This is a genomic window from Bifidobacterium adolescentis ATCC 15703 (assembly GCF_000010425.1).
In the GTDB taxonomy this organism is placed as follows: Bacteria; Actinomycetota; Actinomycetes; order Actinomycetales; family Bifidobacteriaceae; genus Bifidobacterium; species Bifidobacterium adolescentis.
Window position 1 is genome coordinate 1,021,986 of record NC_008618.1, and the last position, 24,603, is coordinate 1,046,588.

Sequence of the window (24,603 nt, forward strand, 5' to 3'; positions counted from 1 at the left end):
ATGCCTTGGTGGATTTGGCTGGTACTCGTCCTGTTCATGCTGACGATGCTGGTCGGCGGCGGCGCATACGCATGCATCCGCGGATATCATGCGTTCAAAGATGCCATCAAAGTAGGCGGACGCATGTCCAAACGTTTCGAGGCCATGTCCGAGCCGTTGCCGCAACCAAAGGAGAACACGTCCCCGTTCTTCACACGTCCACTTGAGGACGCGGCCAATCGTTATATCGACGCTCATGCCGAAGTCATCAGCCGCCGTGAGGAAAAGCGCGTCCGTCATGCCCGGCAGTGGGCGCAGTGGAAACATTCCAACGACTGATTCGAAAAGGAACCATGACTCATCATCGTCGACATGGCAATAACGACACCGGCACATACGATGCCGAGATGACCACAGCCCTATCTCCCGCGCAACGCTATGCGGCGTTCAAACAGACGCAGGCCAAACGCCAATCGGTCTCGTCTCGTTTCGCACGGTCCATGCCATTCGAATTGGACGATTTCCAAGTCAAAGCCAATGATGCGTTGGAAGCCGGCGACAATGTGCTCGTCGCCGCGCCCACCGGAGCCGGCAAGACGGTCGTGGCTGATTTCGCGATCTATCTGGCCCAAGAGCGTAACGTCAAAGCGTTCTACACCACGCCAATCAAAGCGTTGAGCAATCAGAAATACCATGATCTGGTCGAAACGTACGGGCCGGACAGAGTCGGCCTGCTTACCGGCGACACGTCCATCAACTCCGAAGCCGACATCGTGGTCATGACCACCGAGGTCCTGCGCAACATGCTCTACGAGCATTCCATGACGCTTGACGCCTTGCGTTACGTGATTCTTGACGAGGTGCACTATCTCGCCGACCGTTTCCGCGGGCCGGTGTGGGAGGAAGTGATCATCCACCTGCCCCAAAGCGTGAGAATCATCGGCCTGTCCGCAACCGTGTCGAATGTCGAGGACTTCTCCAAATGGATTGAATCGGTCCGTGGCGACACCACGCTGGTGGTGTCCGAAAAACGGCCCGTGCCGTTGGAACAGCATGTGCTTGTTCAGGCGGACGACCACACCGAACCGGAACTCATCGACCTGTATCGACGTGATAAAGACGGCAATCAGACAGACAAGCTCAACGCCCAGCTGGTGAGCAGGCTCGATCAGCTCGACCGCAAGGCCGCGAAACGTAGGGGAGAGCAGCGCCCCGACAGACGAAAGGGCGGCAAGGGCGGCAAATGGAACGACCATTCCCGCAGACCCGAACGCCATACGCCACGTCGTTGGGCCGTGATTGATGAATTGAATTTCCTCGGCATCCTGCCGGGCATCTATTTCATCTTCTCCCGCAACGGATGCGATCAGGCCGTCGAACAATGCATCAACGCCGGACTCGAACTCACCACCGATGACGAGGTGCGTCGCATCCGCCGTATCGTCGATGAGATGGTCGAAGGCCAACTCAGTCAAGAGGATTTGAAGGCTTTGCATTTCTCGCAGTTCCGCTTCGCCTTGGAGGAAGGATTCGCGCCGCATCATGCTGGCATGGTGGCGCTCTTCCGCCAAATTGTCGAACGACTGTTCGAAGAGGGGCTGGTGAAGGTCGTCTTCGCCACGGAAACACTTGCCTTGGGCATCAACATGCCGGCACGGTGCGTGGTGGTGGAAAAACTTGAGAAATTCGATGGGACCGGGCATGTCGGATTGACGCCAGGGGAGTTCACCCAGCTTACCGGACGCGCTGGCCGACGTGGCATCGACACCATCGGCCATGCGGTGGTTGTGGACCATCATGGCTTCATTCCCGCCACTGCCGCCGCGCTGTCCAGCAAGCGCGTGTACCCGCTGCACTCCAGTTTCAAACCGACGTTCAACATGGCCGTCAACCTGCTTAATTCCAGCGATTACGAGACCGCTCGCATCACGCTTGACCATTCCTTCGCGCAATGGGAGGCCAACGAATCCGCCTGGCAGCTTGAAGCGCAGATGGATACGTTGCGCAAAGCGTTGGACGGATACGAACGGGCGTTCGATTGTGAGTTCGGCGACTTCAAGGAGTTCATGCGGCTGCGCATGCGCTTGAGCGACTTGGAAAAGAACGAACGACGCAAACTCAAGCACGAGGTGTTCCGCACGCAGAAGGCGCGAAGCGAAGCGTTCAAAGACCTTGACAGGAGTATCGCGGAGCTTCGCGAAAAAGACAGGGACCATCCCTGCCGCAAATGCCCCGATATTCAGAAGCATCTCAAATGGGGGCATCGGTGGGCGCGTGAAATGCGTGAATTGGAACGTGTGCAGCACCGCTACGATTCACGCACCGGCTCCGTGGCACGTCAATTCGACCGCATCTGCAATGTGCTGAACGAGCTCGGATACCTCGATCGGCTTGATGAAGGCGCAAAAGAACATATCGATTACCGGCTTACCGAACGTGGACAGCTGTTGCGGCACTTGTACAGCGAGCTTGATTTGGTGCTTGCCCAGGCGATCGATGATGGCGCGTTCGACGGACTCGATGCGACGGAGCTGGCCAGCGCCGTCATGTCGTTGATTTACGAGCCACGCAGAGGCAGCGGGGGAGAGCCGCGCCATTATCCCGGAGGAATGCAGGGGAACGTCGCCGTCTGTGCGGCGCAGCTCAAAGGCGTGCACGCGTCGATTGCCATGCTGTGTGAGGACTATGCCCTCGACGAGCCGCGCCAACTTGATTTCGGCATCACCGATGTCGTCTACGAATGGGCTCAGGGCGAAAGCCTGTCGCGTGTGCTGTACGGCACCGATTTGACCGGCGGCGATTTCGTACGCGGATGCAAACGTCTCGCCGACGTGTTGCAGCAGATCGCCGTGGCCGGACCATACCTGGGTAAACGCGCCGAAACGCTCGCTCCGATTGCGAAACAGGCGTACGAGAACGTCAACCGTGGCATCGTCGCCTATTCAGGTGTCGACTGAGCATGTGCGCAATCGGGAGATCGGTTTTCGCGGACGCCGGGAATAAGTGACACGTCCGAAGTGTTTTGTAGCTTAGAGTAAGCAGATAATCAAGGAGGCAAAAGCAATATGGCGGAACGTAGCCTGCGAGGCATGAGCATCGGTGCGAAGTCGCTTGAATCCGATGACAATGTGGATTTTGCGGCGCGAACCGACGTCGCATACGTGTGTCCGAAAGGCCATCGTACGATTCTGCCGTTCGCTGAGGGCGCAGAATTCCCAGATGAGTGGGAGTGCCGCTGCGGCGCCGTCGCGCACCGTGAAGGAGACAATGACGACGAGGCTGATGAAATCGCCAAGCCGACACGCACGCACTGGGACATGCTCATGGAACGTCGTACCGAAGACGAACTGAAGGCTTTGCTGGAGAAGCGTCTGCAAATGCATCGTGACGGATGGTTCCCGGACTACGAGTGACCTGCAGTTGAACGACACTTGAACGAATGCCCGGTCATTGAGACCGGGCATAATTGTTTCTGTCATCAATTCTTATAGCACACAACCAAGGGGAGAATCAGATCCATGTCCGAACATCCGAAGAAAGTCGTTCTGCTTGACCTCGATGGCACACTGACGAAATCCGATCCAGGAATCATTGGCTGCGTTGTCAAGGCGTTCGAAGAGATGGGATATCCGGTGCCGGACGATGCCGAATTGCATCGTTTCATTGGACCGGCCATCAGCGAATCGATGCAACGCAACGGCATTCCGGATGACAAGCTTGACGAAGGCGTGAGGATTTACCGCAAGTATTACGCCGACGAGGCCGTGTTCGACGACCCGAACAATCCCGGACAGAAAGTCCCCGGCCGCCTGAACAACACGATTTACCAAGGTATTCCGGAGCAGCTCGCCAAACTGCGTGCCGACGGATACTATCTGGCGATTGCCAGCTGCAAGCCGCAATACCAATGCATTCCGATTTGCGAGCATTTCCACTTGGACACCATGGTCGACGGCATCTACGGTGCCAGCGAGGACAATTCCCGTCTTGACAAGGACCAAGTGATCCGTTGGGCTTTCCAGCACATCGATTTCGACGAGAACGCAGGAGACAAGGCACTGATGGTCGGTGACCGTTGGACCGATGCCGACGGCGCCAAGGCGTGCGGTTTGGACTGCCTCGGCTGCGGCTGGGGCTATGCGGAGCCCGGAGAGCTCAAAGCCCATGGCGCATACCGTATTCTGGATTCGGTAGATGAACTCGCGCAGGCCGTCGAGGAGTATTTCGCCTGAGTCCGTAAACGGAAACGCTGTAGGCCAGTTACGTGGTTGCTGTCGCAATATCGTGGCAGCAACCACGTTTTTATTTATTGAGTGACGGAGGCCGTTATGTCAGAACCGCGTGTTTGACGCTTCCTCAAGCCTGGAAAACGTCATTCCTGAAAAGCCGATAATGTACGTTATGTCAGATTTCTATTTGACGGCCTGATTGAGCTTCCGCTCCATCTCGCTGTGCATGCCGTTTCGGGCCTGAAGATACATGAAAACAAGTTCCGCTGCGATCAGCATGGCCATCACCGCAGCCGACGGCCATCCGACATGTTCGTAGAAACGCCGGAACTTCGCCGAGAAATCCGACCTGAACATCGCATATACCGGATATGGCAACGCGCCAATGACCAATGAGGTGAAATGCAGCGCGATGATCGACCAACGCACCGGATGCACATCGCGGTGTTTTTGGGAAAACAGATTGCCTCGAATCGCAGTAATCGAACAAATGTTCACTGCGATGACGGCGGCTATGATCCACAACAGTGCCGGCAGAATATCAAGCATGCGCTACTCCCCTGCGGGTTATATCGTTCGAATGTTCCGGGCTGAATCGTACCAATTGTATGCGATCAGGCTGCTGCGCGGGATTTGCGCCGCGATTCCAGCTTCTTTCTCATACGTATCGCGGCAATGTCGTCGATTGGCCTTATTGGTGTCTGTCGATGCCGGCGTCTTCGTCAAATCGACATATTCCTCATGTTCTAGAGCCTCTTTGATCTGATGCCATAGCGATCCGACGGACACCCCGAACACAGCTCTGCCGCTTTGTAGCAGAGCCACCATCTGTTCGCTGTCCGTGCACTCATGCACATTCTGCCCATCGCACATGATGGTGATGCCGGCCAACTGTTCGGGCGTGCGCTGCGCGAGGAAGCCGATGGCGGTGGTCACGTTCTGCAGATTGATTCCGGCATCCAGCAATCTTTTGGAAACGGCAAGAATCACCACATCTTTGAACGAATACAATCTGCGTGAGCCGGATCCGTGCGACGGGGTGATGGATGGTTCCACTATCTGTTTACGCGCCCAATAGTCAAGCTGGCGGTACGTGATACCCGCCACTTTTGACGCGACCGTACCACGATAGCCCCGTGTGACGGACTGCGCGTCCGCGGAGGGGAACAACTCCCCCTGCACCGCGTGCGACACGTGCAGATGCAACCGCATTGTTGGTTCTGCCTCGCCGTCCATTGTCTTCTCCTACACGCCATAAAACAATCGCCTATGAGCTTCCATTCGGAGCCCATAGGCGATTGAAGGAAAACCGTTACTCACAGTTTATCCCGCATCGGGCGTTTCATTAGGCAATGACGGCCTTGTTGGTGAAATATACGAGACGGAACTTGCCCAGAATGATTTCGTCGCCGTTCTTCAGTTCCTGGCTATCCACTCGTTGACGGTTCACGTATGTGCCGTTCAGGCTGCCGGCGTCAATCACCGAATAATTTCCGTTAATCCTGCGGAACACCGCGTGCGTGCGGGAGACGGTGGAATCGTCCAGCAGGATGTCGGAACTCGGGTCGCGTCCCACGGTGATCTCGTCCTCGTCGAGGAGATAACGCGAGCCGGACACCGCTCCCCTGGTGGAAATCAGGAGCGCCGTGCCGTCGGCCAGACGCATGATCGTATTGAGGTCCTCCTTCGTCAGAGGACGGTCTCCGGTGGAAGTAACCGGTACAGTGATAGCAGGAAGACCAATGATGGTCGTTTCGCCTGCGCTTGGAATCGGATCAGTCATAGCTGTCATTCTACCCTCTCCCCTTGCAATTGGCCGGTATTGTGGCCGGCATGGTCACGAATCATACACTGTGAACGGTATTTACCGTTCGTTCTTGTCGATGATGGATACGAATTCGTCCTTCGGCAGCATGTCATCGTAGCTGCGCCAGCGTCGTTCCAGTTCGCGGTTCGCCTCATCGTGTTGTTTCTGCCCCAGCTCGGCGTACGCTTTCAATTCGTTGGGGCCCATATCCTTAACCGGTTGGTTGAGGTTCAATTGTCTCTCGTTCACAATAGGCAATTGTAGCCGCTTGCCGGGGAACAAAAAGCCTGGAACGCTTTTAATCGCGTTCCAGGCTTTTTCAAGAAGGATTCAGTGTGTGGTGTCCAAATCAGCGGCGGGTGTCGATGATCTCCTGCAGAGCGCCGTTGACGGAAGAGGAGCCGGCAGCCGAAGACAGAGCGTTGATGCCGCTGACTTCGAAGCCACGCATGATTGCGGAGAAGATCTTGTTCTTGTTCATGATGTTTCCTTTTCTTGCTGGCGTGCTGTGACGCACCTTGCGTCTTGTTTGTTTTCTTTTCTGTTTACGATACTCATTTTAGAAATGCGTTTGGCAAAAGTCATGCTTCTCTCGTTTGATTCTTTGTATTTTCATCGGCAATTCTTGTGTAATGTGGTGAATCGTTTTTCGTCGATCGCTGTTTTTGCCGGCGCGTCGATGCTTGCATTCTTATCTGACGAAGTAGCGTGAAAAGGAATGGAAACAAAAAACCGGCAAAACCGAGCTGTGATAACGGTGGGTGATATAGGAATCGAACCTATGACCCCTTCCGTGTGAAGGAAGTGCGCTAGCCGCTGCGCCAATCACCCAGTCTTAATTTGTACGGAGCAATGCTCCAGTGGGCGATACAAGATTCGAACTTGTGACCCCTTCCGTGTCAGGGAAGTGCGCTACCTCTGCGCCAACCGCCCGGGTCATGCCAACATGCGAAAACTAATCTCACATGATGCGAGGTGGGTACGAGAGTCGAACTCGTCTATACGGCTTTGCAGGCCGCTGCCTAACCGCTTGGCTAACCCACCATAAAGGTCGATAATCAATCGGAACCTTAGAGCGGACAACGGGACTCGAACCCGCGGTCTCAACCTTGGCAAGGTTGCGCTTTACCAACTAAGCTATGTCCGCATGTCTCCAGCAGATTCACTGCGTGAGCACGAGTATCTACTATAACCACATTCGTGTAATTTGCAAGTCAGCGTGTCGCGGTTTGGTTTATTCGTATTCACCGATGGCTGAAGCGCGTGTCACACCACCCGTTTTCGGTATACATTAAAAGCATGTGTGAGGAGAGCGCAATGCCCAAGACGATACTTATCGCCGCATTCGAAGGATGGAACGATGCAAGCCAAGCGGCCACGAACGTCGTCCGTCATTTGGTGTCCCGGTATGAGTCGCAGGAAGTGCGCCATATTGACAACGAAGGTTTCTACGACTATCAGGTGGCCCGGCCCATGATCTGCTCCGTGCAGGGGCGTAAGCGCATCATCTGGCCGCAAACGACTTTCTATGACATTGCCGTCTCCCCCATGCTGCACCTGCTTGCGCAGATCGCACCCGAACCCAATTACCGGTGGGAGGAATACTGCAGGCAGACGCTACGTGTCGCAGAAGACTATGACGTAAGTGATGTCATCACGCTTGGCTCCATGTTCGATGAATGCCCGCACACACGGCCATTGCCGCTTGACATCTCCAAAAGCGGCTGCGAATGCGAATCCGACAGGGAATACAACGGTCCGGTGGGCATCCCCAACATCCTTGACGCCTTCGCCGCCGAAGCGGGCTTTCCGACAACATCCATATGGGTATCCGTACCGCATTACTATGCCAATACCGAATGCATGCAAGGCACTTTGGAGCTGCTGCGCGCCTTGTCTTTAATAATCGAGTATCCGCTTATTGAAGGAGATTTGACCAGAAAGGCCATGCAATGGCGTTCTGACGCCGATGGATTGGTGTCAGACATGCATGCCGGCGACTATTTGGCTCGTCTGGAACATGATTACGATTTGGACGCGAGAGCGAAGCGAATCGCCTCGAACGGCATGCCTGCCTGCGAGGAACTGCTTCGTGAGGCCGAATCACTTCTACGCAACGGCGTCTGAGTCGTTCCCCCTCCAGGAGGAGGTCTCAGACGAAAAAAATCCCGGCCGCCTTACGGATGGCCGGGATTCGCTTTATTTACGCCGAATCACGCTTACGCGGCGGCAACGACTTCCGTCGGGTGCAGCACGCCGCAGATCAGCAGCAGAGCCACGACAACGGCCAGCGCGATGCGGTAGATGGCGAACGCCTTGTACGAGAAAGTGGACACGAACTTCAGGAAGCCGATGATCACCACATAGCCGACCACGAACGCCACGATGGTGGCCGCGATGGTCGCACCCCAGCCCGGGAACATTCCCGCATTGCCTGCGGCCACATCCTTGACCGCGGAAACGGCTTCGAGGATGCCCGCGCCGAACACGGCCGGAATGGCCATCAGGAAGCTCACGCGCACTGCAGCCTCACGGGTATAACCCATCGCACGGCCGAAGGTGATGGTGCCGCCGGAACGGGAAACGCCAGGAATCAGAGCCAGCATCTGACCGATGCCGAAGATCAGCGCATCCTTCCAGGTCATCTCATCCATGGTCTTGACCTGCTTGGCGCGGGCGTCGACCACCCACAGCAGAATACCGAAGATAATCAGCACGGTAACGGTGATCCACAGATTACGCAGCGTGCTTTCGATGGCGTCCTTGAACAACAGACCGGCAATCAGAATCGGCAGCGTGCCGATGATGATGAACCAACCCATCTGCGTGTCGCGGTTATGCGCGCCCATACGGCTCTTGAAGTCCTTGCCCTCCTTGCCGAACAAGGAGCCGAACCACGCGCCGAGAATGCGGATGATGTCATGACGGAAATACAGGATCACGGCAAGCTCGGTGCCGATCTGGATGATGGCGGTGAACGCGGCACCCGGATCGGAGCCCAGCATCAAATCGCCGATGATACGGATATGGGCGCTGGAAGAGACCGGCAAGTATTCGGTCAACGCCTGCACCAGGCCAAGGAAAATCGCTTGGAAGAAATTCATGAACCCTCTTTATGTTCGTAGAAATATGGTTTCGTCTGCTTTTCCGTGACCAAGAGTAGCGAGAGGGGTCTAGTTTTCAAGGCATCCCGGCATAGTTGTCTCAAACCATGCACACAATGGAGCCAAAAGTACGCCGGCATGTCCGGCATGGGAGAAAGGCTCATCGGCATGGGCAAATACCGCAAAAGCAGGGCATTCAGCCCCGAAGGTTTCTTTGAATGCGAGGGACGTGGCCTCAAATGGCTCGGCGAGGCGCAATCGCAGGGCGGCCCACGCGTGGTCGACGTATACGACTGGGGCAAGGATTATCTCGACATTGAACGCGTGAACGCCTGCGGTCCGACCATCCAAGCCGCGCGCGATTTCGGTGTTGCGCTAGCTCATATGCATGATGCCGGTGCCGAACATTTTGGCTCCGCTCCAACTGGATACGACGGCACCTGCTATTTCGGGCCGTTGCAGGATCCCGTCCCGATGAATGCCGGTGCCTGGGATGATGTGGCCACCTATCTGGCGGACGGCAGATTGCGTCCGATGGTACGACTCGGCATGAAACGTCGCGAACTGACCGACTATGACATGGAACTGACTGAAGCCGTTATCGACGCCTTGCCCGACATCCTAGGCAAGGCCGCCAACGACAAGCCCGCACGCGTGCATGGCGACCTGTGGAGCGGCAACGTCATGTGGACTGCTGATTCCGGTGACGTCGAAGCCGTGCTTATCGATCCTGCGGCTCACGGTGGGCACCGTGAGGAAGACCTTGCCATGCTCGACCTGTTCGGCATGTCATATCTTACGGACATCCTCGAAGGCTATCAGTCGGCGCATCCGCTTAAGGCCGGATGGCAGGACCGCATCACATTGTGGCAGCTCTACCCCATTGCAGGACATTGCGTGTTCTTCGGTGGAGGATATGTGAGCCGGTATCGCGCCATGTGCAGGTCGCTGCTCAAATAGGCGGGAATCACCCGTCACGCCAGATGTGAAAGAAGTCCGTATCCCAAGGTTATGAGTTGGGATACGGACTTCTTTTCATATGTCCCGTATTCGATTGGATTGCGAAAACTAGCGCAGCGCGTCCTTCAGCTTGGAGAAGAACCCCTTCTTCGCGCCGGACGACGGACGGGACTTCACGGCAACATGCTGGGCGTCCGTGTCGTGCATCTCGCCGAACCGCTCAATCAGCTCCCGCTCGTCATCGGACAGCTTCTTAGGAATCTCCACCACTACGTGCGCCACCAAATCGCCGCGCTCGTTCTTGTCGTCGAGATGCGTGACGCCGAGGTTCTTCAACGTCACGGTATCGTCCGGCTGGCTGCCGGCTGGGATATCCAGCGTCTGCCTGCCGTCGAAGGTGTCGATTTCGACTTCGTGCCCCAATACGGCCCAACTCATCGGCACCTTGATCCAACAATGCAAATCGTCGTCATCACGAGTGAACATGTCATCCGGCTTGATGCGGATATCCACATACAAATCGCCCGCGACGCCGCCATTTTCGCCGACCTCACCCTGATTGGCGAGACGCAGACGGGTGTTGTTCGCCACGCCGGCCGGCACCGCGACGCCGACATTGCGGGTGACGCGCACGCGGCCATGGCCGAGGCAGGACGGGCACGGCTTCTCGATGACCGTTCCATGGCCTTCGCAGCGTTCGCATGGCGCGGTGGTCATCATCTGGCCGAGCATGGTGCGTACCACGCGCTGCGCATATCCCTGACCGTGGCAGTCGGGACATTGTGTGGGCTGTGTGCCGTTCTGGCAGCCGGTGCCGCCGCATTCCTGGCACAGGCCGAACGTGTTGACCTTGACGTGCGTGGTGTCGCCGAACACCGCCGTCTTCAAATCGATGGTCGCGGAAACAAGCGCGTCACGCCCCGGCTGGGTGCGCGGAGTCGGTCCACCGCCGGTGCCACCGAATCCGCCACCGGTGAACATGCTGAAGATGTCCCCCATATCGCCGAATCCGCCACCGAATCCGCCGCCGTGCATGCCGCCCGCATTCGGATCGTTCGGATCGACGCCGGCATCGTACATCTGCCGTTTCTTAGGATCCGACAGCACATCGTACGCGTTGTTGACTTCCTTGAACTTGTCTTCGAATTCCGGACCTGCGATGTCGGGATGGTATTTGCGGCTCATCTTTCGATACGCCTTTTTGATCTCGTCGTCGCTTGCCGAACGGTCGACGCCCAGCACTTCGTAATAGTCCGTCACGATTATTCTTTCTCCCTGTTGGTTCTGCGTGTCATTGTGCCATAAGGCGGGGTCAGTCGGCCGGCTGACCTTCATCGTGGGCGAGGAACGCCGTCAGATATCTGGCGACCGCCCTCACGGCGGCCATGGTCGCCGCGTAGTCCATATGAGTCGGCCCGATCGATCCGACGAATGCGACCGGTTCGCCCGCCTGCCGCGTATCATCACCGCTTTGATTTTCCGTCTGTGATGATGCGGCCGCATGCGTCGCGCCGTCCGTGGCGGCCGCGGAGGTACGCCCGTAGCCACTGGTTACCACTGAGGCGTGCAGCAAACCGGGCGTGTGCGTTTCGGAACCGATCGCCACTCCGACGCCGTCGGATTGCGTGGTTTCGCTCAGCGAGCTCATCAACTTCATGAGCACCACCTGCTCCTCCAACGCGTCGAACAGCGGGGCCAGGTCGGCCACCGTGCGTTGATGCGCAAGCCGTGAAGTGCCCGCCATGTACAATTCGCTCGCGCGTTCGTCATCCGCCATGCCATCAAAGGCCTGCGCAAGCGTTTCCGCAAGCGTGCTGATCGCATGGTATTCCTTGCGCGCTCCCATCTGTCGTACGCAATCGGCCGTGCGGGTCAGCGAAACGCCGGAGCATTGCGTATTGATCTCGTTGGTCAGATGAGTGAGCGTCGTCACGTCCGGCAATTTCGTGACGTTGAGGATATGCTGCGCGACACGGCCGGTATCGGTGATCACTACGGCAAGCAGCGTATTAATGGACACTGGCACGATTTCGATATGCCGCAATGTCGACTTCGACAGTGACGGCGCGGCCACGACGGCGACCTGTCCGGTGATCTGCGCCAGCAGCCGGGCGGCCCGCTGCAGCGTGTCCTGCAGATTGACCGATCCGGACAGAAAGCTGTTGATGCCGCGGCGCTGGGCCTCCGATAGCGGAACGACCGTCGCCAAACGGTCGACGAAGTAACGGTACCCTTTTTCGGTCGGCACCCTGCCGGCCGAAGTGTGCGGCTGAATAAGATAGCCTTCATCTTCCAAGGCCGCCATGTCGTTGCGCACGGTGGCGGAGCTGACGCCGAGGTCATGATCCCGGGTCAGTGTGGTGGAACCCACCGGTTCCTGAGAACGGATGTAGTCCTCGACCACGGCACGCAACACCAGCATGCGTCTTGATTGCGCCATGCGCGCCTCCTTATGCATAGGTGTGTGCCGGTACGCCTTATGTTTGACGGCGCTGATGAGACGTACCCGGAAAACTTCTTTTAATGTTTTAGCACTCCGGCGCCCGGAGTGCTAATCGGTTCGCTTCCAGAGTAGTTTCCTTCATGCGGCAAAGCCTTGCGGCGACTGGCATTGGGAGATATATCGACAAACGAACATCTGAAGTTCACGCGAATGTTAATTGTGAGCGCTAACAGCACACAAACTACCAAAACACGCCAAAATTTCACCACAACGTCACCTCACATCGCTACTATGGGAAACGCAATGTGAGGGCGTCGAGCGCTCGGCACAAGCCGGATACGCGGCCCGACCAATTGGAAGGAAAGTAATCCATGACCGAATTCAAGGAGACCGAGCTGGACGAACGCGCCATCAAGATGGCCAAGGTCCTGTCGGCCGACGCGGTTGAGCGTGCGGGACACGGCCACCCGGGTTCCCCCGTCTCCCTGGCGCCTATCGCCTACACCCTGTACCAGCACTTCATCAAGCATGATCCGAACGACCCCAACTGGGAAGGCCGCGATCGCTTCATTCTTTCCGGTGGCCACGCCTCCCTCACCCAGTACGTCCAGCTGTACTTCTCCGGCTACGGCCTGACCCTGGACGATCTGAAGAACTTCCGTGGCGGCGCTGACACCCGTACCCCGGGTCATCCGGAATACGGCCTGACCCCGGGCATCGAAATGACCACCGGTCCGCTGGGCCAGGGCTTCGCCTCCGCCATCGGCTTCGCCTATGGCCAGCGTTTCCAGCGTGGCCTGCTCGATCCGGAAGCTCCGGAAGGCGAGTCCCCGTTCGACCACAACATCTGGGTCATCTGCGGTGAAGGCGATATCGAAGAGGGCATCTCCGGCGAAGCCGCCTCCCTCGCCGCCAACCAGCAGCTCGGCAACCTGACCGTGATCTTTGATGCCAACCGCATCCAGATCGAAGGCGACACCAACCTGGTGCTGGCCGAGGACGTGCTCAAGCGCTTCCAGGCATACGGCTGGTACACCGACGAGTTCAGCTTCATCCAGCCTGACGGCTCCTACAAGGAGGACGTCGAAGGCCTAGCCGACACCATCGCCAAGGCCCGCGCCGCCGCCCCGAACCAGCCGAAGCTCATCAAGGTCGACACCCTGATCGCATGGCCGACCCCGGGCAAGACCAACGACCCGTCCTCCCATGGCTCCAAGCTGGGCGCCGAGGCCGTCGCCGGCCTCAAGAAGCTCCTCGGCTACGACCCGGAGGAGTCCTTCCACGTTGACGAAGAGGCCCTCGCCCACGCCCGCAAGGTCGCCGAGCGCGGTCTCGAAGCCCACAAGGAATGGGACGAGAAGTACAACGCATGGCGCAAGGCCAACCCGGACAAGGCTGCCCTGTACGACCGCATCAAGGCCGGCGAGCTTCCGGAAGGCTTCGACAAGGCCATCGACGACCTCGAGGCCACCTTCGAAGTCGGCAAGAACGTCGCCACCCGTGGCGCTTCCGGCTCCACTCTGAACGCCATCGCAGCCGTCATGCCGGAACTCTGGGGCGGCTCCGCCGACCTCGGCGGCTCCAACAAGACCGACCTCAAGGGCGCTGAGACCTTCGCCCCGGCTGAGTGCGCCACCAAGCAGTGGCCGAACTGCAGCAAGTACGGCCGTCAGCTCCACTTCGGCGTGCGCGAGTTCACCATGGGCACCATCACCAACGGCATCCTGCTGGGCTCCCACACCCGTCCGTACGGCGGCACCTTCTTCATGTTCTCCGATTACGAGCGTTCCGCCGTGCGTCTGGCCGCCCTCATGCAGATTCCGAACCTGTACGTGTGGTCCCACGACTCCGTCGCAGTCGGCGAAGATGGCCCGACCCACCAGCCGGTGGAGCATCTGGCTTCCTTCCGCGCCATCCCGCAGCTCGAGGTCGCTCGTCCGGCCGACGCTTACGAGACCGCTGAAGCCTACCGTTACTTCTTCGAGAAGAAGAACACCCTGCCGACCGCTATGGTTCTGACCCGTCAGGGCGTCCCGGTTCTCGCCGAGACCGCTGAGAAGGCCAAGGACGGCGTGAAGAAGGGCGCTTACGTGCTCGTCGACACCGAGGGCACCCCGGACGTCATCATCATGGCCACCGGTTCCGAGGTCCAGTGGGCTGTGTCCGCTGCCAAGACCCTGGCCGGCGAGGGCATCAAGGCCCGCGTCGTGTCCGTGCCGTGCGTGGAATGGTTCGAGGAGCAGGACGCCGAATACAAGGAGGCCGTGCTTCCGGCCGCCGTCAAGGCCCGCGTCTCCGTCGAGGCCGGCGTTGCCATGCCGTGGTACAAGTACCTCGGCTCCTACGGCAAGCCGGTGTCCATCGAGCAGTTCGGCCTGCAGGGTGATGGCGCTCAGAACATGATCGATCTGGGCATCACCGCCGAGCACGTTGTGGAAGCCGCCAAGGCCTCCATCGCGGAAGTCGAAGCCGCCAAGTGATGATACGGGGAGGGACACGACAGCATGTGCCCCTCCCCTTTCACCGATAAACAAGATTTGATCCAAAAAGGTATCAAGGAGAAAAAACAATGACTGAAGCAACTCAGCGCACCTCTGACTCCGGTGTCTCGATCTGGCTGGACGACCTGTCCCGCTCCCGCATCGAGTCCGGCTCTCTGCAGGATCTCATCGCCAACAAGAACGTTGTCGGCGTGACCACCAACCCGTCCATCTTCCAGAAGGCTCTGCACGAGGTCGGCCCGTACGATCCGCAGCTGAAGGAACTGGGCAAGGTCGACGTTGAGACCGCCGTGCGCGAGCTCACCACCACCGACGTGCGCAACGCCACCGACATCTTCCGTGAGGTTGCCGAGAAGTCCGATTTCGTTGACGGCCGCGTCTCCATCGAAGTGGATCCGCGTCTGGCTCACGAGACCGAGGCCACCGAGAAGCAGGCCGAGGAACTCTGGGCCAAGGTGAACCGTCCGAACGCCATGATCAAGATTCCGGCCACCCTCGAAGGCCTGCCGGCAATCACCGCCACCCTGGCCAAGGGCATCTCCGTGAACGTCACCCTGATCTTCTCCCTGGAGCGTTACGAGCAGGTCATCGACGCCTACATCGAGGGCATCGCCCAGGCTGACGCCAACGGCCACGACCTGAAGCACATCGGCTCCGTCGCTTCCTTCTTCGTCTCCCGCGTGGACACCGCTGTGGACAAGCTGCTGGAAGCCAACGGCTCCGACGAAGCCAAGGCTCTCGAGGGCAAGGCCGCTGTGGCCAACGCTCGCCTGGCTTACGAGCTGTTCGAGAACAAGTTCGCCAACGATCCGCGTTGGGCTGCTCTCGAAGCCAAGGGCGCCAAGAAGCAGCGTCCGCTGTGGGCCTCCACCGGCACCAAGAACGCCGCATACTCCGACTGCAAGTACGTCGACGAGCTCGTTGCTCCGTTCGTCGTCAACACCATGCCGGAGAAGACCCTGAACGCTCTCGCCGATCACGGCAATGGCGCTCCGTCCATCAAGGGCACCTACGAAGAGTCCCACGCCATCATGAACAAGCTCGCCGATCTGGGCATCAACATCAAGGATGTCACCGACAAGCTGGAAGCTGACGGCGTCGCAGCCTTCATCAAGTCCTGGGACACCGTCCTCGCCGACGTCCAGGCTGGCATCGACCGCGTCAACGGCTGAATCATTCGCTGATACAGCACCGTTAAACGGATAAAAGCCGAGAGGTCTCCATCTTTTGATGGAGACCTCTTTTACGTATGCCGGAATAATACGCGCAGAAGACATACGGAAAGACAAAAAGGCCGCGATATCAAATCGCGGCCATAATCGAAAGAAAAGCGAACCGGAAATCAAGCCTGCCAATACGTGCTGAAGAAGTCGCCGATCTCGCCGATGGTCTCCTTCAACATGCTGATACGAGGCAGATAGACCACACGGAAGTGGTCCGGCTCCTGCCAGTTGAACGCACCGCCGTGGCTGATGAGGATATGCTTGTCATGCAGCAGGTCAAGCGCGAACTGCTCATCGGAATGGATGTTGAACTTCTTCACATCGATCTTCGGGAAGATGTAGAACGCCGCTTTCGGTTTGACCGCGGTGATGCCTGGAATATCGTTGAGCATGTTGTACACCAACTCGCGCTGATCGTAGATGCGGCCGCCGGGCACCAGATAATCCTTGACGCTTTGATGGCCGCCCAATGCGGTCTGCACCACCGACTGCGCAGGCACGTTCGAGCACATACGCATGTTGGCCAGCATGTTCAGACCCTCGATGTAATCCTTGGCGAGACGCTTGTTGCCGCTCAGCACCATCCAGCCGACACGCCAGCCGGCGATCATATGGGACTTCGACAATCCGGAGAACGTCACGCAGAACAGGTCAGGCGCAAGGGACGCGATGGAGATGTGCTCCAACCCATCCATGACCAGACGGTCGTAGATCTCATCCGAGAAGATCATGAGCTGGTGCTCTCGCGCAAGATCGACAATCTGCTGAAGCACTTCCTTCGGATACAGCGCGCCGGTCGGATTGTTCGGATTGATGATGACGATCGCCTTGGTCTTGTCGGTAATCTTGGAACGCATGTCGTCGATGTCCGGATACCATTCGGAATCCTCATCGCAGACGTAATGCACCGCGGTTCCGCCGGCCAGATTCACGCAAGCTGTCCACAGCGGATAATCCGGCGACGGCACGAGTACCTCGTCGCCGTTGTCCAGCAACGCGGATAAGGACAGGTTGATAAGTTCGCTGACGCCGTTGCCGGTGTAGATGTCGTCGATGGACACGTTGGGGATGTTCTTCAGCTGCGCATACTGCATGATGGCTTTGCGCGCGGAGAACAGGCCCTTCGACGGCGAATAGCCTTCCGTGTCGGGCAGCTGCTGCGACATGTCGTAGACCACTTCATCCGGCGTGCGGAAGCCGAACGGTGCCGGATTGCCGATATTGAGTTTCAGGATGTGCGTGCCGGCGGCCTCCATGCGCGCGGCCTCGTCGGCGACCGGTCCACGGACGTCGTACAGCACATTGTCGAGCTTGTGGGATTTCGTAAAAGTGCGCATGGTTCTTCCTTCTGTCGGTTGCTCGGATGCATCGTCAACATGGTCGGGCTGTTCACCGGCAAAATCCGGCAAAATCGCGGCATGCTCTTCCATGGGAACATCCTTGCCCATCAGCCAATCCTCGTTGACCCGCAGATACGCGGCAAGGAAATGCGCGATATCGGCACGGGGAACGGTTTTGCCACTGACGTATTGGCTCATATGGCTTTTGCCGAGCTTGATATTGAACTTTTCCGCAGCATGAACGAAATCAATCTGTTTAAGCTCGCGTAATGCCATGGCATCATTCAATCTGGTCGAGAATGATTCCGTCATGCCTATCCTTCCAGTTCAATTTAAACAAAAGCTAGTTCAAAGAATAGCACGACAGGGCACCAAGAAAGACAAAGAGTTCAATTTTGGTGGATGTGTTTCATGCCGCTGCATGAATGAGTTCAATTCCGTGAAAAGACTCCATGTGGGGGGGCGGTCAAAGCAGATTGTTCTCAACCCATTGGGCCACGCCGTCATCGTTGTTCGAAGGGCAGATCTCATCGGCGATTTTCAACACGTCAGGATTCGCGTTGGCCACGGCCACTCCCCTGCCGGATTCACGAAGCATGGCGATGTCCACCAAATCGTCGCCGAATGAGACGGTCCGTGACAACGGCGTCGACATGCGATCGGCGAGGATGCTCAATGCATGCTCCTTATTGGCCTGCGGATTCATCAGCATCCACAGCGAGCCTTCGGAGATATGCACGTCGAAATCGTCGGGGATGAGCCGTCCCACACGCTTCCACTGCTCCTCGTTCGGGAACAGGATCAGCTTGTCCGCGGTGCCGTCCGGAACGTCATCGAAATCCGTGTATCGCCAGGTCTGCGTCTTCCAGTATTTCGTGACGTCGAAATTCGTGTACCTGACATCATCCATGACGATGCCCACTTCCATGTCAGGCAGTTCCTCCAGCAGGTACTTGCAGACCTCGCAGGCCCTTTTCGAAGAGAATCCGATCTTCTGCAGATGTCCGTCCTTCGGCAGTGTCGGTGAGGTGAGCATATCGTAATCGGACGAGACGGGGTTGAAATCCAACAGCGCCCCGTTGAGATAGGCGACGGCGTCAACCGGAAGCTTCTGCACGAACGAGTAGCCGGTGCTGACCGGTCGCGCGGTCTCCACCACGAATTTGATGCCGGCGTCGTGCATGCGGTTGATGCTGTCAATGGATCGTTGCGTCAGGAAACGGTCCTCGAAAGTCTCTCCGTCGTGCAGCAGTGTGCCGTCCAGATCGGCGACGACCATGGTCACGTCATCATAGGTGTTGTTTGTCGAAGTCATTTGAATCCTTTGCGGGAGCAATCTAGCCGGAGACAAGTTTGGCCCATGACCGTGAAGCCGGTCATGGGCCAAACCAAATTACGTCAATCAGATGAGGTTGAATTTCGTCATCAGACCGAGGGCGATGATGATGGCCACCCACAGCAATGCGATGATGACGGTCCAACGGTTCAGGTTCTTTTCCGCGACACCGGAGGAACCCGCATTCTGGGTGAGTCCGCCGCCGAACATGTCGGACAAACCGCCGCCCTTACCCTTGTGCATAAGGATAAGCAAGGTGAGCAAGAGGCTGAGGATGACAAGAAGAATCTGCAGCACAAGCTTGACAGTAGCCATAGCGGACACGGGTGAACCTCCAGTTCGTAAACACTGTTTCTGATAATAGCGCATGGTGTTGAAAAAATCGAGCGTCCAACCATGCTTTTTAAAAGTTTTCAGGCGGTTGTTTCCAATGTCAGCTTGCAGATGCGTGTGAGTTCATCGACCTTCAACGCGGAGCCGCCGATCAGGAAGCCGTCCACATCCGGCTCGTTGATCAGTTCCACCGCGTTTTTCGAGGACACCGAACCGCCGTACAGGATTCGCACCGTTTCGCCGACCCGTGTTCCGAACGTATCGGACAGGTCGTTTCGGATCGCCCTGGCCGCGTCCTGTGCCGACTGAGGCGTAGCCACCATGCCGGTGCCGATCGCCCATACCGGCTCGTACGCCACAATCAGCTTCGCGGCCTCCTCATCGGACAGGTCCCGCGTCACGTCGTGCACCTGGCCGACCGCGAAATCGAGCTCTATGCCTTTGCGCCGTTCCTCGTAGCTTTCTCCGACGCAAAGTATCGGCTGCATGCCGGCAGCAAGCACGGCCCTCACCTGGTCGACGATGTTCGCGTCGTCTTCGGGATGGTATTTGCGTCGTTCCGAATGGCCGACGATCACGTACGAGCAGCCGAGATGGGCGATCATATCGGCGGAGACGTCGCCGGTGAACGCTCCCTGCGAGGTGACTGAGACGGCTTGGGCCCCGTAGCGGATTTTCAGATTGTCCGATTCGACGGCGACCTGCACGCTGCGGAGTGAGGTGAATGACGGCATCAATGCGATTTCGCAACGTTTGTAGTCGAAATGGATGGCCCGAAGATTCCATGCAAGCTGCTGTACGAAATACGTCGCTTCAAGATGATCGAAATTCATCTTCCAGTTTCCGGCCACCAAAGGAATCCGTTTCGGCCCCATAATATTCGTCGTCTCCCGTCCGTGCTCGTCAAAGCGAAAGGTCGTTCTTGTGACATTGTATGCGAAATACGCAAAAGGTGCTCCCCCACCCACTGATGAGGAAGCACCCCTTCATGATTCTGAGATCAGTCGAGCACCTTCAGGCCCGGCAGTTCCTTGCCCTCGAGGAACTCGAGGGAGGCGCCGCCACCGGTGGAGATGTGCGAGAAGCCATCCTCCGGGAAGCCGAGGTTGCGCACTGCGGAAGCGGAATCGCCACCACCGACGATGGTGAATGCGCCGGCAGCAGTGGCATCGACGAGAGCCTGGGCCACGGCCTTGGTGCCTTCAGCGAAGGTCGGGACCTCGAACACGCCCATCGGGCCGTTCCACACGACGGTCTTGGAATCGACGATCTTGTCGTGGAAGAGCTTCTGGGATTCCGGACCGATGTCCAGACCCATCTTGTCGGCCGGAATGGCGTCGGCGGCCACGACTTCCGGAGCGATGTCCTCATCGGATTTCGGGAAGACCGGGTTGATGACGACATCGGTCGGCAGCACGAGTTCGACGCCGTTCTTCTCGGCGCGCTCCATGTAGCCCTTGACGGTTTCGATCTGGTCCTCTTCCAGCAGGGAGGTGCCGACCTCGTAGCCCTTGGCCTTGAGGAAGGTGTACGCCATGCCACCGCCGATGACCAGACGGTTGGCCTTGTCCAGCAGGTTGTCGATCACGCCGAGCTTGTCGGAGACCTTGGAGCCGCCGAGCACGACGGTCAGCGGACGCTCCGGGTTCACGGTGGCGCGGGACAGTGCCTTGACTTCCTTCTCGACCAGCAGGCCAGCGGCGGCCGGCAGATCGGCGGCGACGTCGTAGTTGGAGCCCTGTGCGCGGTGCACGACACCGAAGCCGTCGGACACGAAGACTTCGCCGAGGGCGGCGATCTTCTTGGCGTATGCGGCACGCTCCTCCGGATCCTTGCTGGTCTCTTCCGGATTGAAACGGACGTTCTGCAGCAGCACGACATCACCATCGCTCATCGCGGCGACCTTGGCCTGCGCGTCCTCACCGTAGGTATCTGCGGCCAGCGGAACGGTGATGCCGAGCAGCTCGCCGAGACGGGCGGCGACCGGAGCCAGGGACAGTTCCGGAACGACCTTGCCCTTCGGACGGCCGAGATGAGCCATCAGAATGACCTTCGCACCCTGTTCGCGCAGAGCCTTGATGGTAGGCAGGGCGGCCTTGATGCGACCATCATCGGTGATCGTGGTGCCGTCCAGCGGAACGTTGAAATCGGCGCGAACCAGAACGCGCTTGCCCTTGAGATCTCCAAGATCCTTGAGTGTCTTCATGTATATCCTTTCCTAGCCGCTTGTAAGCGTGGAATGGCCATATTGCCACTTACGCATAATACAAGCCCAAACGAACAAAAAACACCATACGACGGAAAAGTCGCATGGTGTTTTGTTTCCGGAAACGAAAATCAGGCCGCTTGACGGCGTGCCTTCTCCGTTTTCTCAGCCAATTGCAGCAGTCGACGGATACGTCCGGCGATCGCGTCCTTGGTGATTGGCGGGTCGGCGAGACGGCCCAGCTGCTCAAGGGACGCGTCGGCATGGTCGAGTCGGAGCTGGCCGGCGGATTTAAGATTGTCCGGAACGTCATCGCCGAGGATTTCAAAGGCCTGGCGGACCTTATCGCAGGCTTCCGCGGCGGCCTTGGCGCTACGGCGCATGTTGGCGTCATCGAAGTTCGCCAGACGGTTCGCCTTGCCTCGGGCCTCTCCGTCGGAACGCTTTCCGGTCCATTCGCGGGCGGAATGAGGGGCGCCCATGAGGATGAGCATGCGTTCGATGGCATCGGGGTCGCGCAACGTCACACGTTCGGAGCTGCGCAGCTTACGCGGCTTGGCGGTGATGCCGAGACGACGCGCGGTGGAGACCAGCGCCAGCGCGGCCTCATGATTCGGACATACGATTTCGAGATAGCTGGCCTTGCCCGGGTCGGACAGGTGTCCGCCTGCGAGGAACGCGCCACGCCAGGCGGCCTTGATCTGGGCGATCTTGCCGTTGATGATGTCGCCCGGCAGACCCAGCACCATGTTTTTGGTGTAACGGCTGTACAGGCCGGTCTGCAGCACCAGAGCCGCGCTGCCCTTGGGGACGCGGACTATGAAGCGCTGCACCACGCCGGTCGGCGTCTGCCTGGAAACGGGGGTAAGCGTGGCTTCGTGGCCGTACAGATTTCTGATGGTGTCCTGCAGCCATATGGCCGCGTCTTGGGAATCAAGCTGCGCCTGCACGAGAATGTGGTGATCCACCGAGTGCAAACCATTGCCGAATCGAATCATCGCAGTCGCCTGTGCCTTTTTGGCGATGGGCAACTCGTTGTCGATTGCGGCCAGCTCGCTTTTGACGTCATCCAGAAGAGCCAAGAGCCAACCTCCTACTTTCCTGTTCTTCCCTATAATTTCAGGCGAGTCGCGGACTCGACCCGCACTGCTACCGGCTTACTGTGATACCGAATAACTTGGACAAAGCCGGCAGCTTTTCTTTGTATTTGGATACTGTCTTCTCACAATGCGGTCATCAATCGGCCGAACGCTTGTCCAGCTCGCGGGCCGATACGGAGACCGTGAGACCACGCGCACGCAGGCGCTTGGCCAAGGCCTCGCTCATGGCCACGGAACGGTGCTGGCCGCCGGTGCATCCGAACGCGATGGTCACATAGTGCTTGTCTTCCTGCGCATAACCTTCGATGGCGATGGCGATGGCTTTCTCGTAGGCGTCAAGGAACTCCTCCGCGCCCTCGCTGGAGAGCACGTAGTCGCTGACCGGTTTGTCCTTGCCCGTCAGCGAACGAAGCTCCGGCACCCAGAACGGGTTGGGAAGGAACCGGACGTCCGCCACGAAATCGGCGTCTATCGGAATGCCGTATTTGAATCCGAAACTGAAGATATGCACGGAAACCGTGGTCGGTCCGGAACCAAGCAGACCCTCGTACAGTTTCGTGGACAGCTGATGGATGCTCAATGCCGAGGTGTCGATGACGATGTCGGCGTGCTCTTTGAGGTTCTTCAGCAGGTCGCGTTCCTCAAGGATGCCGTCGATCAGACGATTGCCCTGCTGCAGCGGATGGGGCCTGCGCACGGATTCGTAGCGCTTGATGAGCACCTCGTTGCTGGCGTCGAGGAACAGGATGCGGGTCTTCACCCCAAGATCGTCCAGATGGCTCAGCACGGCGGACAGGTCGTCGAAATAGTCACGTGACCTCACGTCGATGACCGCGGCGAGTTTGTGGATGTTCGAACCGGAGCTGGTCATCATGTCCACCAGCGGGACAAGCAGTTTCGGCGGCATGTTGTCGACCACATACCAGCCCATGTCCTCGATGCTGTTGGCCGCGTGGGACCGGCCCGCGCCGCTCATGCCGGTGATGAGCAGCACTTCGAAGCCTGCGGCCGGAGAAGGCGCGCTCGTATGCCTGCCTGCCTGGTTGACGGCGTTGTTCTTTTCGTTCATCACAGGGCCTCCTTAAGCGCGGAGCGCATGGCATGCTCCAATGCTTCGACTTTCTGATGGCTGGTGGGCTCGGTCGGCGGATCGTTGTCCCATATGCCGGTCATCAGCCAGACTTGAATCATGGCTTGGTACAGCAGCATCTCCTCGCCGCCGATGGCGGTGCCGCCGCATGACCTCCAGGCCTGCATGAGCTTGGTCGGGCGGGGATCATAGACCACGTCGAGTAGCGTGCCGTTCGTGACTATGCCGGCTGAGGCAAACGCCTCGGCGATCGGATCGGCGGCAAGGCCGGGGATGGTGTTGATGACGACGTCCGCATGGGACAGCAGATTCACCGCATGGTCCATGGCGACGATGCTTATGGAGCCGACGCCCATATGGCTTTCCGCCAATGGTTCAAGCGCCTCGTTCTTATCGGGATGGCGTGCCACGACGGTGACATGTCCAATGTGGGGCATCTCGGTGCAGGCCGCCAAAGCCGAGGTGGCGGTGTTGCCATTGCCGATGATCACCGCCTCGCCGTCTTGTCCAGAATCCATCCGCATGCCACGTGCCCGATACGAGTGCTCGAAGGCGAGCTCAATTCCCTTCACATCCGTGTTGTAGAGCCTGATCGCAGGGATGGCGGCGTTCTTATCGTTCGCGCCAGACCAGTCGAAGACGGCGGTGTTGGCCACCTTCAGCTCTTTCGCCCACGCGTTGCATGGCACGCCATATGGCTGGATGGTCTTCTTCAACGGCATGGTCAGGCTCAGTCCCGCCCAGATGGAATCAAGCGACTCCAAAAAATCCTCAAGCTCCGTCTCGCCGACCTCGTGCCTGCCATACGACCAGCTGTCAAGTCCTAGAGCTCGATAGGCCGCATTATGCAATACAGGGGAAAGCGAATGCGCGATGGGTTTGCCAAGGACCGCGCACCGATGGTCCACCTCGGTCATGTTCCCTCCCTTACTCTCACCATTCATCATGCTAG

The 24,603-nt window shown here is 58.2% G+C and carries 23 protein-coding genes, 4 tRNA genes and 1 pseudogene; 8 read left to right on the top strand and 20 right to left on the bottom strand.

Annotation, left to right across the window (positions count from 1 at the left end; genetic code table 11):
• From BAD_RS04355 to BAD_RS04370, 4 genes are all read left to right on the top strand, one after another.
• A complete protein-coding gene (locus BAD_RS04355) occupies positions 1 to 318 on the top strand; it encodes a hypothetical protein (RefSeq protein ID WP_003809260.1) in 318 nt (105 codons plus the stop codon).
• Positions 319 to 332: 14 nt separating this feature from the next.
• Positions 333 to 2,936, top strand: a complete 2,604-nt coding sequence (locus tag BAD_RS04360; protein WP_041777307.1) for a DEAD/DEAH box helicase — start codon at positions 333 to 335, stop codon at positions 2,934 to 2,936.
• A gap of 108 nt (positions 2,937 to 3,044) precedes the next feature.
• Complete coding sequence (locus BAD_RS04365) at positions 3,045 to 3,392, top strand: RNA polymerase-binding protein RbpA (RefSeq protein ID WP_003809256.1); 348 nt, start codon at positions 3,045 to 3,047, stop codon at positions 3,390 to 3,392.
• A 105-nt stretch (positions 3,393 to 3,497) separates the two neighbouring features.
• Positions 3,498 to 4,211, top strand: coding sequence for an HAD hydrolase-like protein (locus BAD_RS04370; RefSeq protein WP_003809254.1), 714 nt, complete (start codon positions 3,498 to 3,500; stop codon positions 4,209 to 4,211).
• Positions 4,212 to 4,391: 180 nt separating this feature from the next.
• Here the strand turns inward: BAD_RS04370 and BAD_RS04375 are convergent, their stop codons facing one another.
• The 9 genes and pseudogenes from BAD_RS04375 to BAD_RS04410 form a co-directional block, all read right to left on the bottom strand.
• Complete coding sequence (locus tag BAD_RS04375; RefSeq protein ID WP_041777308.1) at positions 4,392 to 4,757, bottom strand: hypothetical protein; 366 nt, start codon at positions 4,755 to 4,757, stop codon at positions 4,392 to 4,394.
• A gap of 65 nt (positions 4,758 to 4,822) precedes the next feature.
• Positions 4,823 to 5,444: pseudogene (locus BAD_RS04380) on the bottom strand (MerR family transcriptional regulator).
• Between the two features lie 109 nt (positions 5,445 to 5,553).
• Positions 5,554 to 5,991 carry an FHA domain-containing protein gene (locus BAD_RS04385; protein ID WP_003809247.1) on the bottom strand — a complete coding sequence of 146 codons (438 nt, stop codon included), beginning with the start codon at positions 5,989 to 5,991 and terminating at the stop codon, positions 5,554 to 5,556.
• Positions 5,992 to 6,072: 81 nt separating this feature from the next.
• Positions 6,073 to 6,264 (bottom strand): hypothetical protein, encoded by a 192-nt coding sequence (locus tag BAD_RS04390; protein WP_034984388.1) that lies wholly within the window; start codon positions 6,262 to 6,264, stop codon positions 6,073 to 6,075.
• 100 nt (positions 6,265 to 6,364) lie between these two features.
• Positions 6,365 to 6,496: a hypothetical protein gene (locus tag BAD_RS09360; RefSeq protein ID WP_003809244.1), complete on the bottom strand. Its 132-nt coding sequence runs from the start codon at positions 6,494 to 6,496 to the stop codon at positions 6,365 to 6,367.
• Positions 6,497 to 6,773: 277 nt separating this feature from the next.
• Positions 6,774 to 6,846, bottom strand: a tRNA-Val gene (locus tag BAD_RS04395).
• A gap of 30 nt (positions 6,847 to 6,876) precedes the next feature.
• Positions 6,877 to 6,948, bottom strand: a tRNA-Val gene (locus BAD_RS04400).
• 40 nt (positions 6,949 to 6,988) lie between these two features.
• Positions 6,989 to 7,059 (bottom strand) — tRNA-Cys (locus BAD_RS04405).
• Positions 7,060 to 7,089: 30 nt separating this feature from the next.
• A tRNA-Gly gene (locus tag BAD_RS04410) sits at positions 7,090 to 7,162 on the bottom strand.
• Between the two features lie 152 nt (positions 7,163 to 7,314).
• Between BAD_RS04410 and BAD_RS04415 the strand changes: the two genes are divergently transcribed.
• Entirely contained in the window at positions 7,315 to 8,142 is an 828-nt protein-coding gene (locus tag BAD_RS04415; protein WP_011743196.1) for a PAC2 family protein, read from the top strand.
• Between the two features lie 92 nt (positions 8,143 to 8,234).
• On the opposite strand, the gene BAD_RS04420 is transcribed toward BAD_RS04415, so the two are convergent.
• A complete protein-coding gene (locus BAD_RS04420; protein WP_003809231.1) occupies positions 8,235 to 9,119 on the bottom strand; it encodes an undecaprenyl-diphosphate phosphatase in 885 nt (294 codons plus the stop codon).
• 168 nt (positions 9,120 to 9,287) lie between these two features.
• Between BAD_RS04420 and BAD_RS04425 the strand changes: the two genes are divergently transcribed.
• The gene (locus BAD_RS04425) at positions 9,288 to 10,079 is read left to right on the top strand and encodes a fructosamine kinase family protein (RefSeq protein WP_011743197.1); all 792 of its coding nucleotides are present in this window, start codon (positions 9,288 to 9,290) and stop codon (positions 10,077 to 10,079) included.
• Positions 10,080 to 10,187: 108 nt separating this feature from the next.
• On the opposite strand, the gene dnaJ is transcribed toward BAD_RS04425, so the two are convergent.
• Positions 10,188 to 11,339: a molecular chaperone DnaJ gene (gene dnaJ, locus BAD_RS04430; protein ID WP_011743198.1), complete on the bottom strand. Its 1,152-nt coding sequence runs from the start codon at positions 11,337 to 11,339 to the stop codon at positions 10,188 to 10,190.
• A gap of 52 nt (positions 11,340 to 11,391) precedes the next feature.
• Complete coding sequence (gene hrcA / locus BAD_RS04435) at positions 11,392 to 12,519, bottom strand: heat-inducible transcriptional repressor HrcA (protein WP_011743199.1); 1,128 nt, start codon at positions 12,517 to 12,519, stop codon at positions 11,392 to 11,394.
• A gap of 374 nt (positions 12,520 to 12,893) precedes the next feature.
• Between hrcA and tkt the strand changes: the two genes are divergently transcribed.
• Positions 12,894 to 15,002 carry a transketolase gene (gene tkt, locus BAD_RS04440; protein ID WP_003809218.1) on the top strand — a complete coding sequence of 703 codons (2,109 nt, stop codon included), beginning with the start codon at positions 12,894 to 12,896 and terminating at the stop codon, positions 15,000 to 15,002.
• A gap of 89 nt (positions 15,003 to 15,091) precedes the next feature.
• The gene (gene tal, locus BAD_RS04445) at positions 15,092 to 16,195 is read left to right on the top strand and encodes a transaldolase (RefSeq protein WP_011743200.1); all 1,104 of its coding nucleotides are present in this window, start codon (positions 15,092 to 15,094) and stop codon (positions 16,193 to 16,195) included.
• 170 nt (positions 16,196 to 16,365) lie between these two features.
• On the opposite strand, the gene BAD_RS04450 is transcribed toward tal, so the two are convergent.
• The 8 genes from BAD_RS04450 to BAD_RS04485 form a co-directional block, all read right to left on the bottom strand.
• Positions 16,366 to 17,898, bottom strand: a complete 1,533-nt coding sequence (locus BAD_RS04450) for an aminotransferase class I/II-fold pyridoxal phosphate-dependent enzyme (RefSeq protein ID WP_003809207.1) — start codon at positions 17,896 to 17,898, stop codon at positions 16,366 to 16,368.
• 154 nt (positions 17,899 to 18,052) lie between these two features.
• Positions 18,053 to 18,901, bottom strand: a complete 849-nt coding sequence (locus BAD_RS04455) for an HAD family hydrolase (RefSeq protein ID WP_011743201.1) — start codon at positions 18,899 to 18,901, stop codon at positions 18,053 to 18,055.
• A gap of 87 nt (positions 18,902 to 18,988) precedes the next feature.
• The gene (gene secG, locus BAD_RS04460) at positions 18,989 to 19,237 is read right to left on the bottom strand and encodes a preprotein translocase subunit SecG (RefSeq protein ID WP_003809205.1); all 249 of its coding nucleotides are present in this window, start codon (positions 19,235 to 19,237) and stop codon (positions 18,989 to 18,991) included.
• Between the two features lie 98 nt (positions 19,238 to 19,335).
• Complete coding sequence (tpiA, locus tag BAD_RS04465) at positions 19,336 to 20,130, bottom strand: triose-phosphate isomerase (RefSeq protein WP_011743203.1); 795 nt, start codon at positions 20,128 to 20,130, stop codon at positions 19,336 to 19,338.
• A gap of 125 nt (positions 20,131 to 20,255) precedes the next feature.
• Positions 20,256 to 21,461, bottom strand: coding sequence for a phosphoglycerate kinase (locus tag BAD_RS04470; protein ID WP_003809203.1), 1,206 nt, complete (start codon positions 21,459 to 21,461; stop codon positions 20,256 to 20,258).
• A gap of 131 nt (positions 21,462 to 21,592) precedes the next feature.
• Positions 21,593 to 22,543: a DNA-binding protein WhiA gene (gene whiA, locus BAD_RS04475; protein WP_003809200.1), complete on the bottom strand. Its 951-nt coding sequence runs from the start codon at positions 22,541 to 22,543 to the stop codon at positions 21,593 to 21,595.
• 154 nt (positions 22,544 to 22,697) lie between these two features.
• The gene (gene rapZ, locus BAD_RS04480) at positions 22,698 to 23,630 is read right to left on the bottom strand and encodes an RNase adapter RapZ (protein WP_003809197.1); all 933 of its coding nucleotides are present in this window, start codon (positions 23,628 to 23,630) and stop codon (positions 22,698 to 22,700) included.
• The gene (locus tag BAD_RS04485; protein ID WP_011743204.1) at positions 23,630 to 24,568 is read right to left on the bottom strand and encodes a shikimate dehydrogenase family protein; all 939 of its coding nucleotides are present in this window, start codon (positions 24,566 to 24,568) and stop codon (positions 23,630 to 23,632) included. Before BAD_RS04485 ends, rapZ begins: the two co-directional genes overlap by 1 nt.
• Positions 24,569 to 24,603 lie beyond the last annotated feature (35 nt).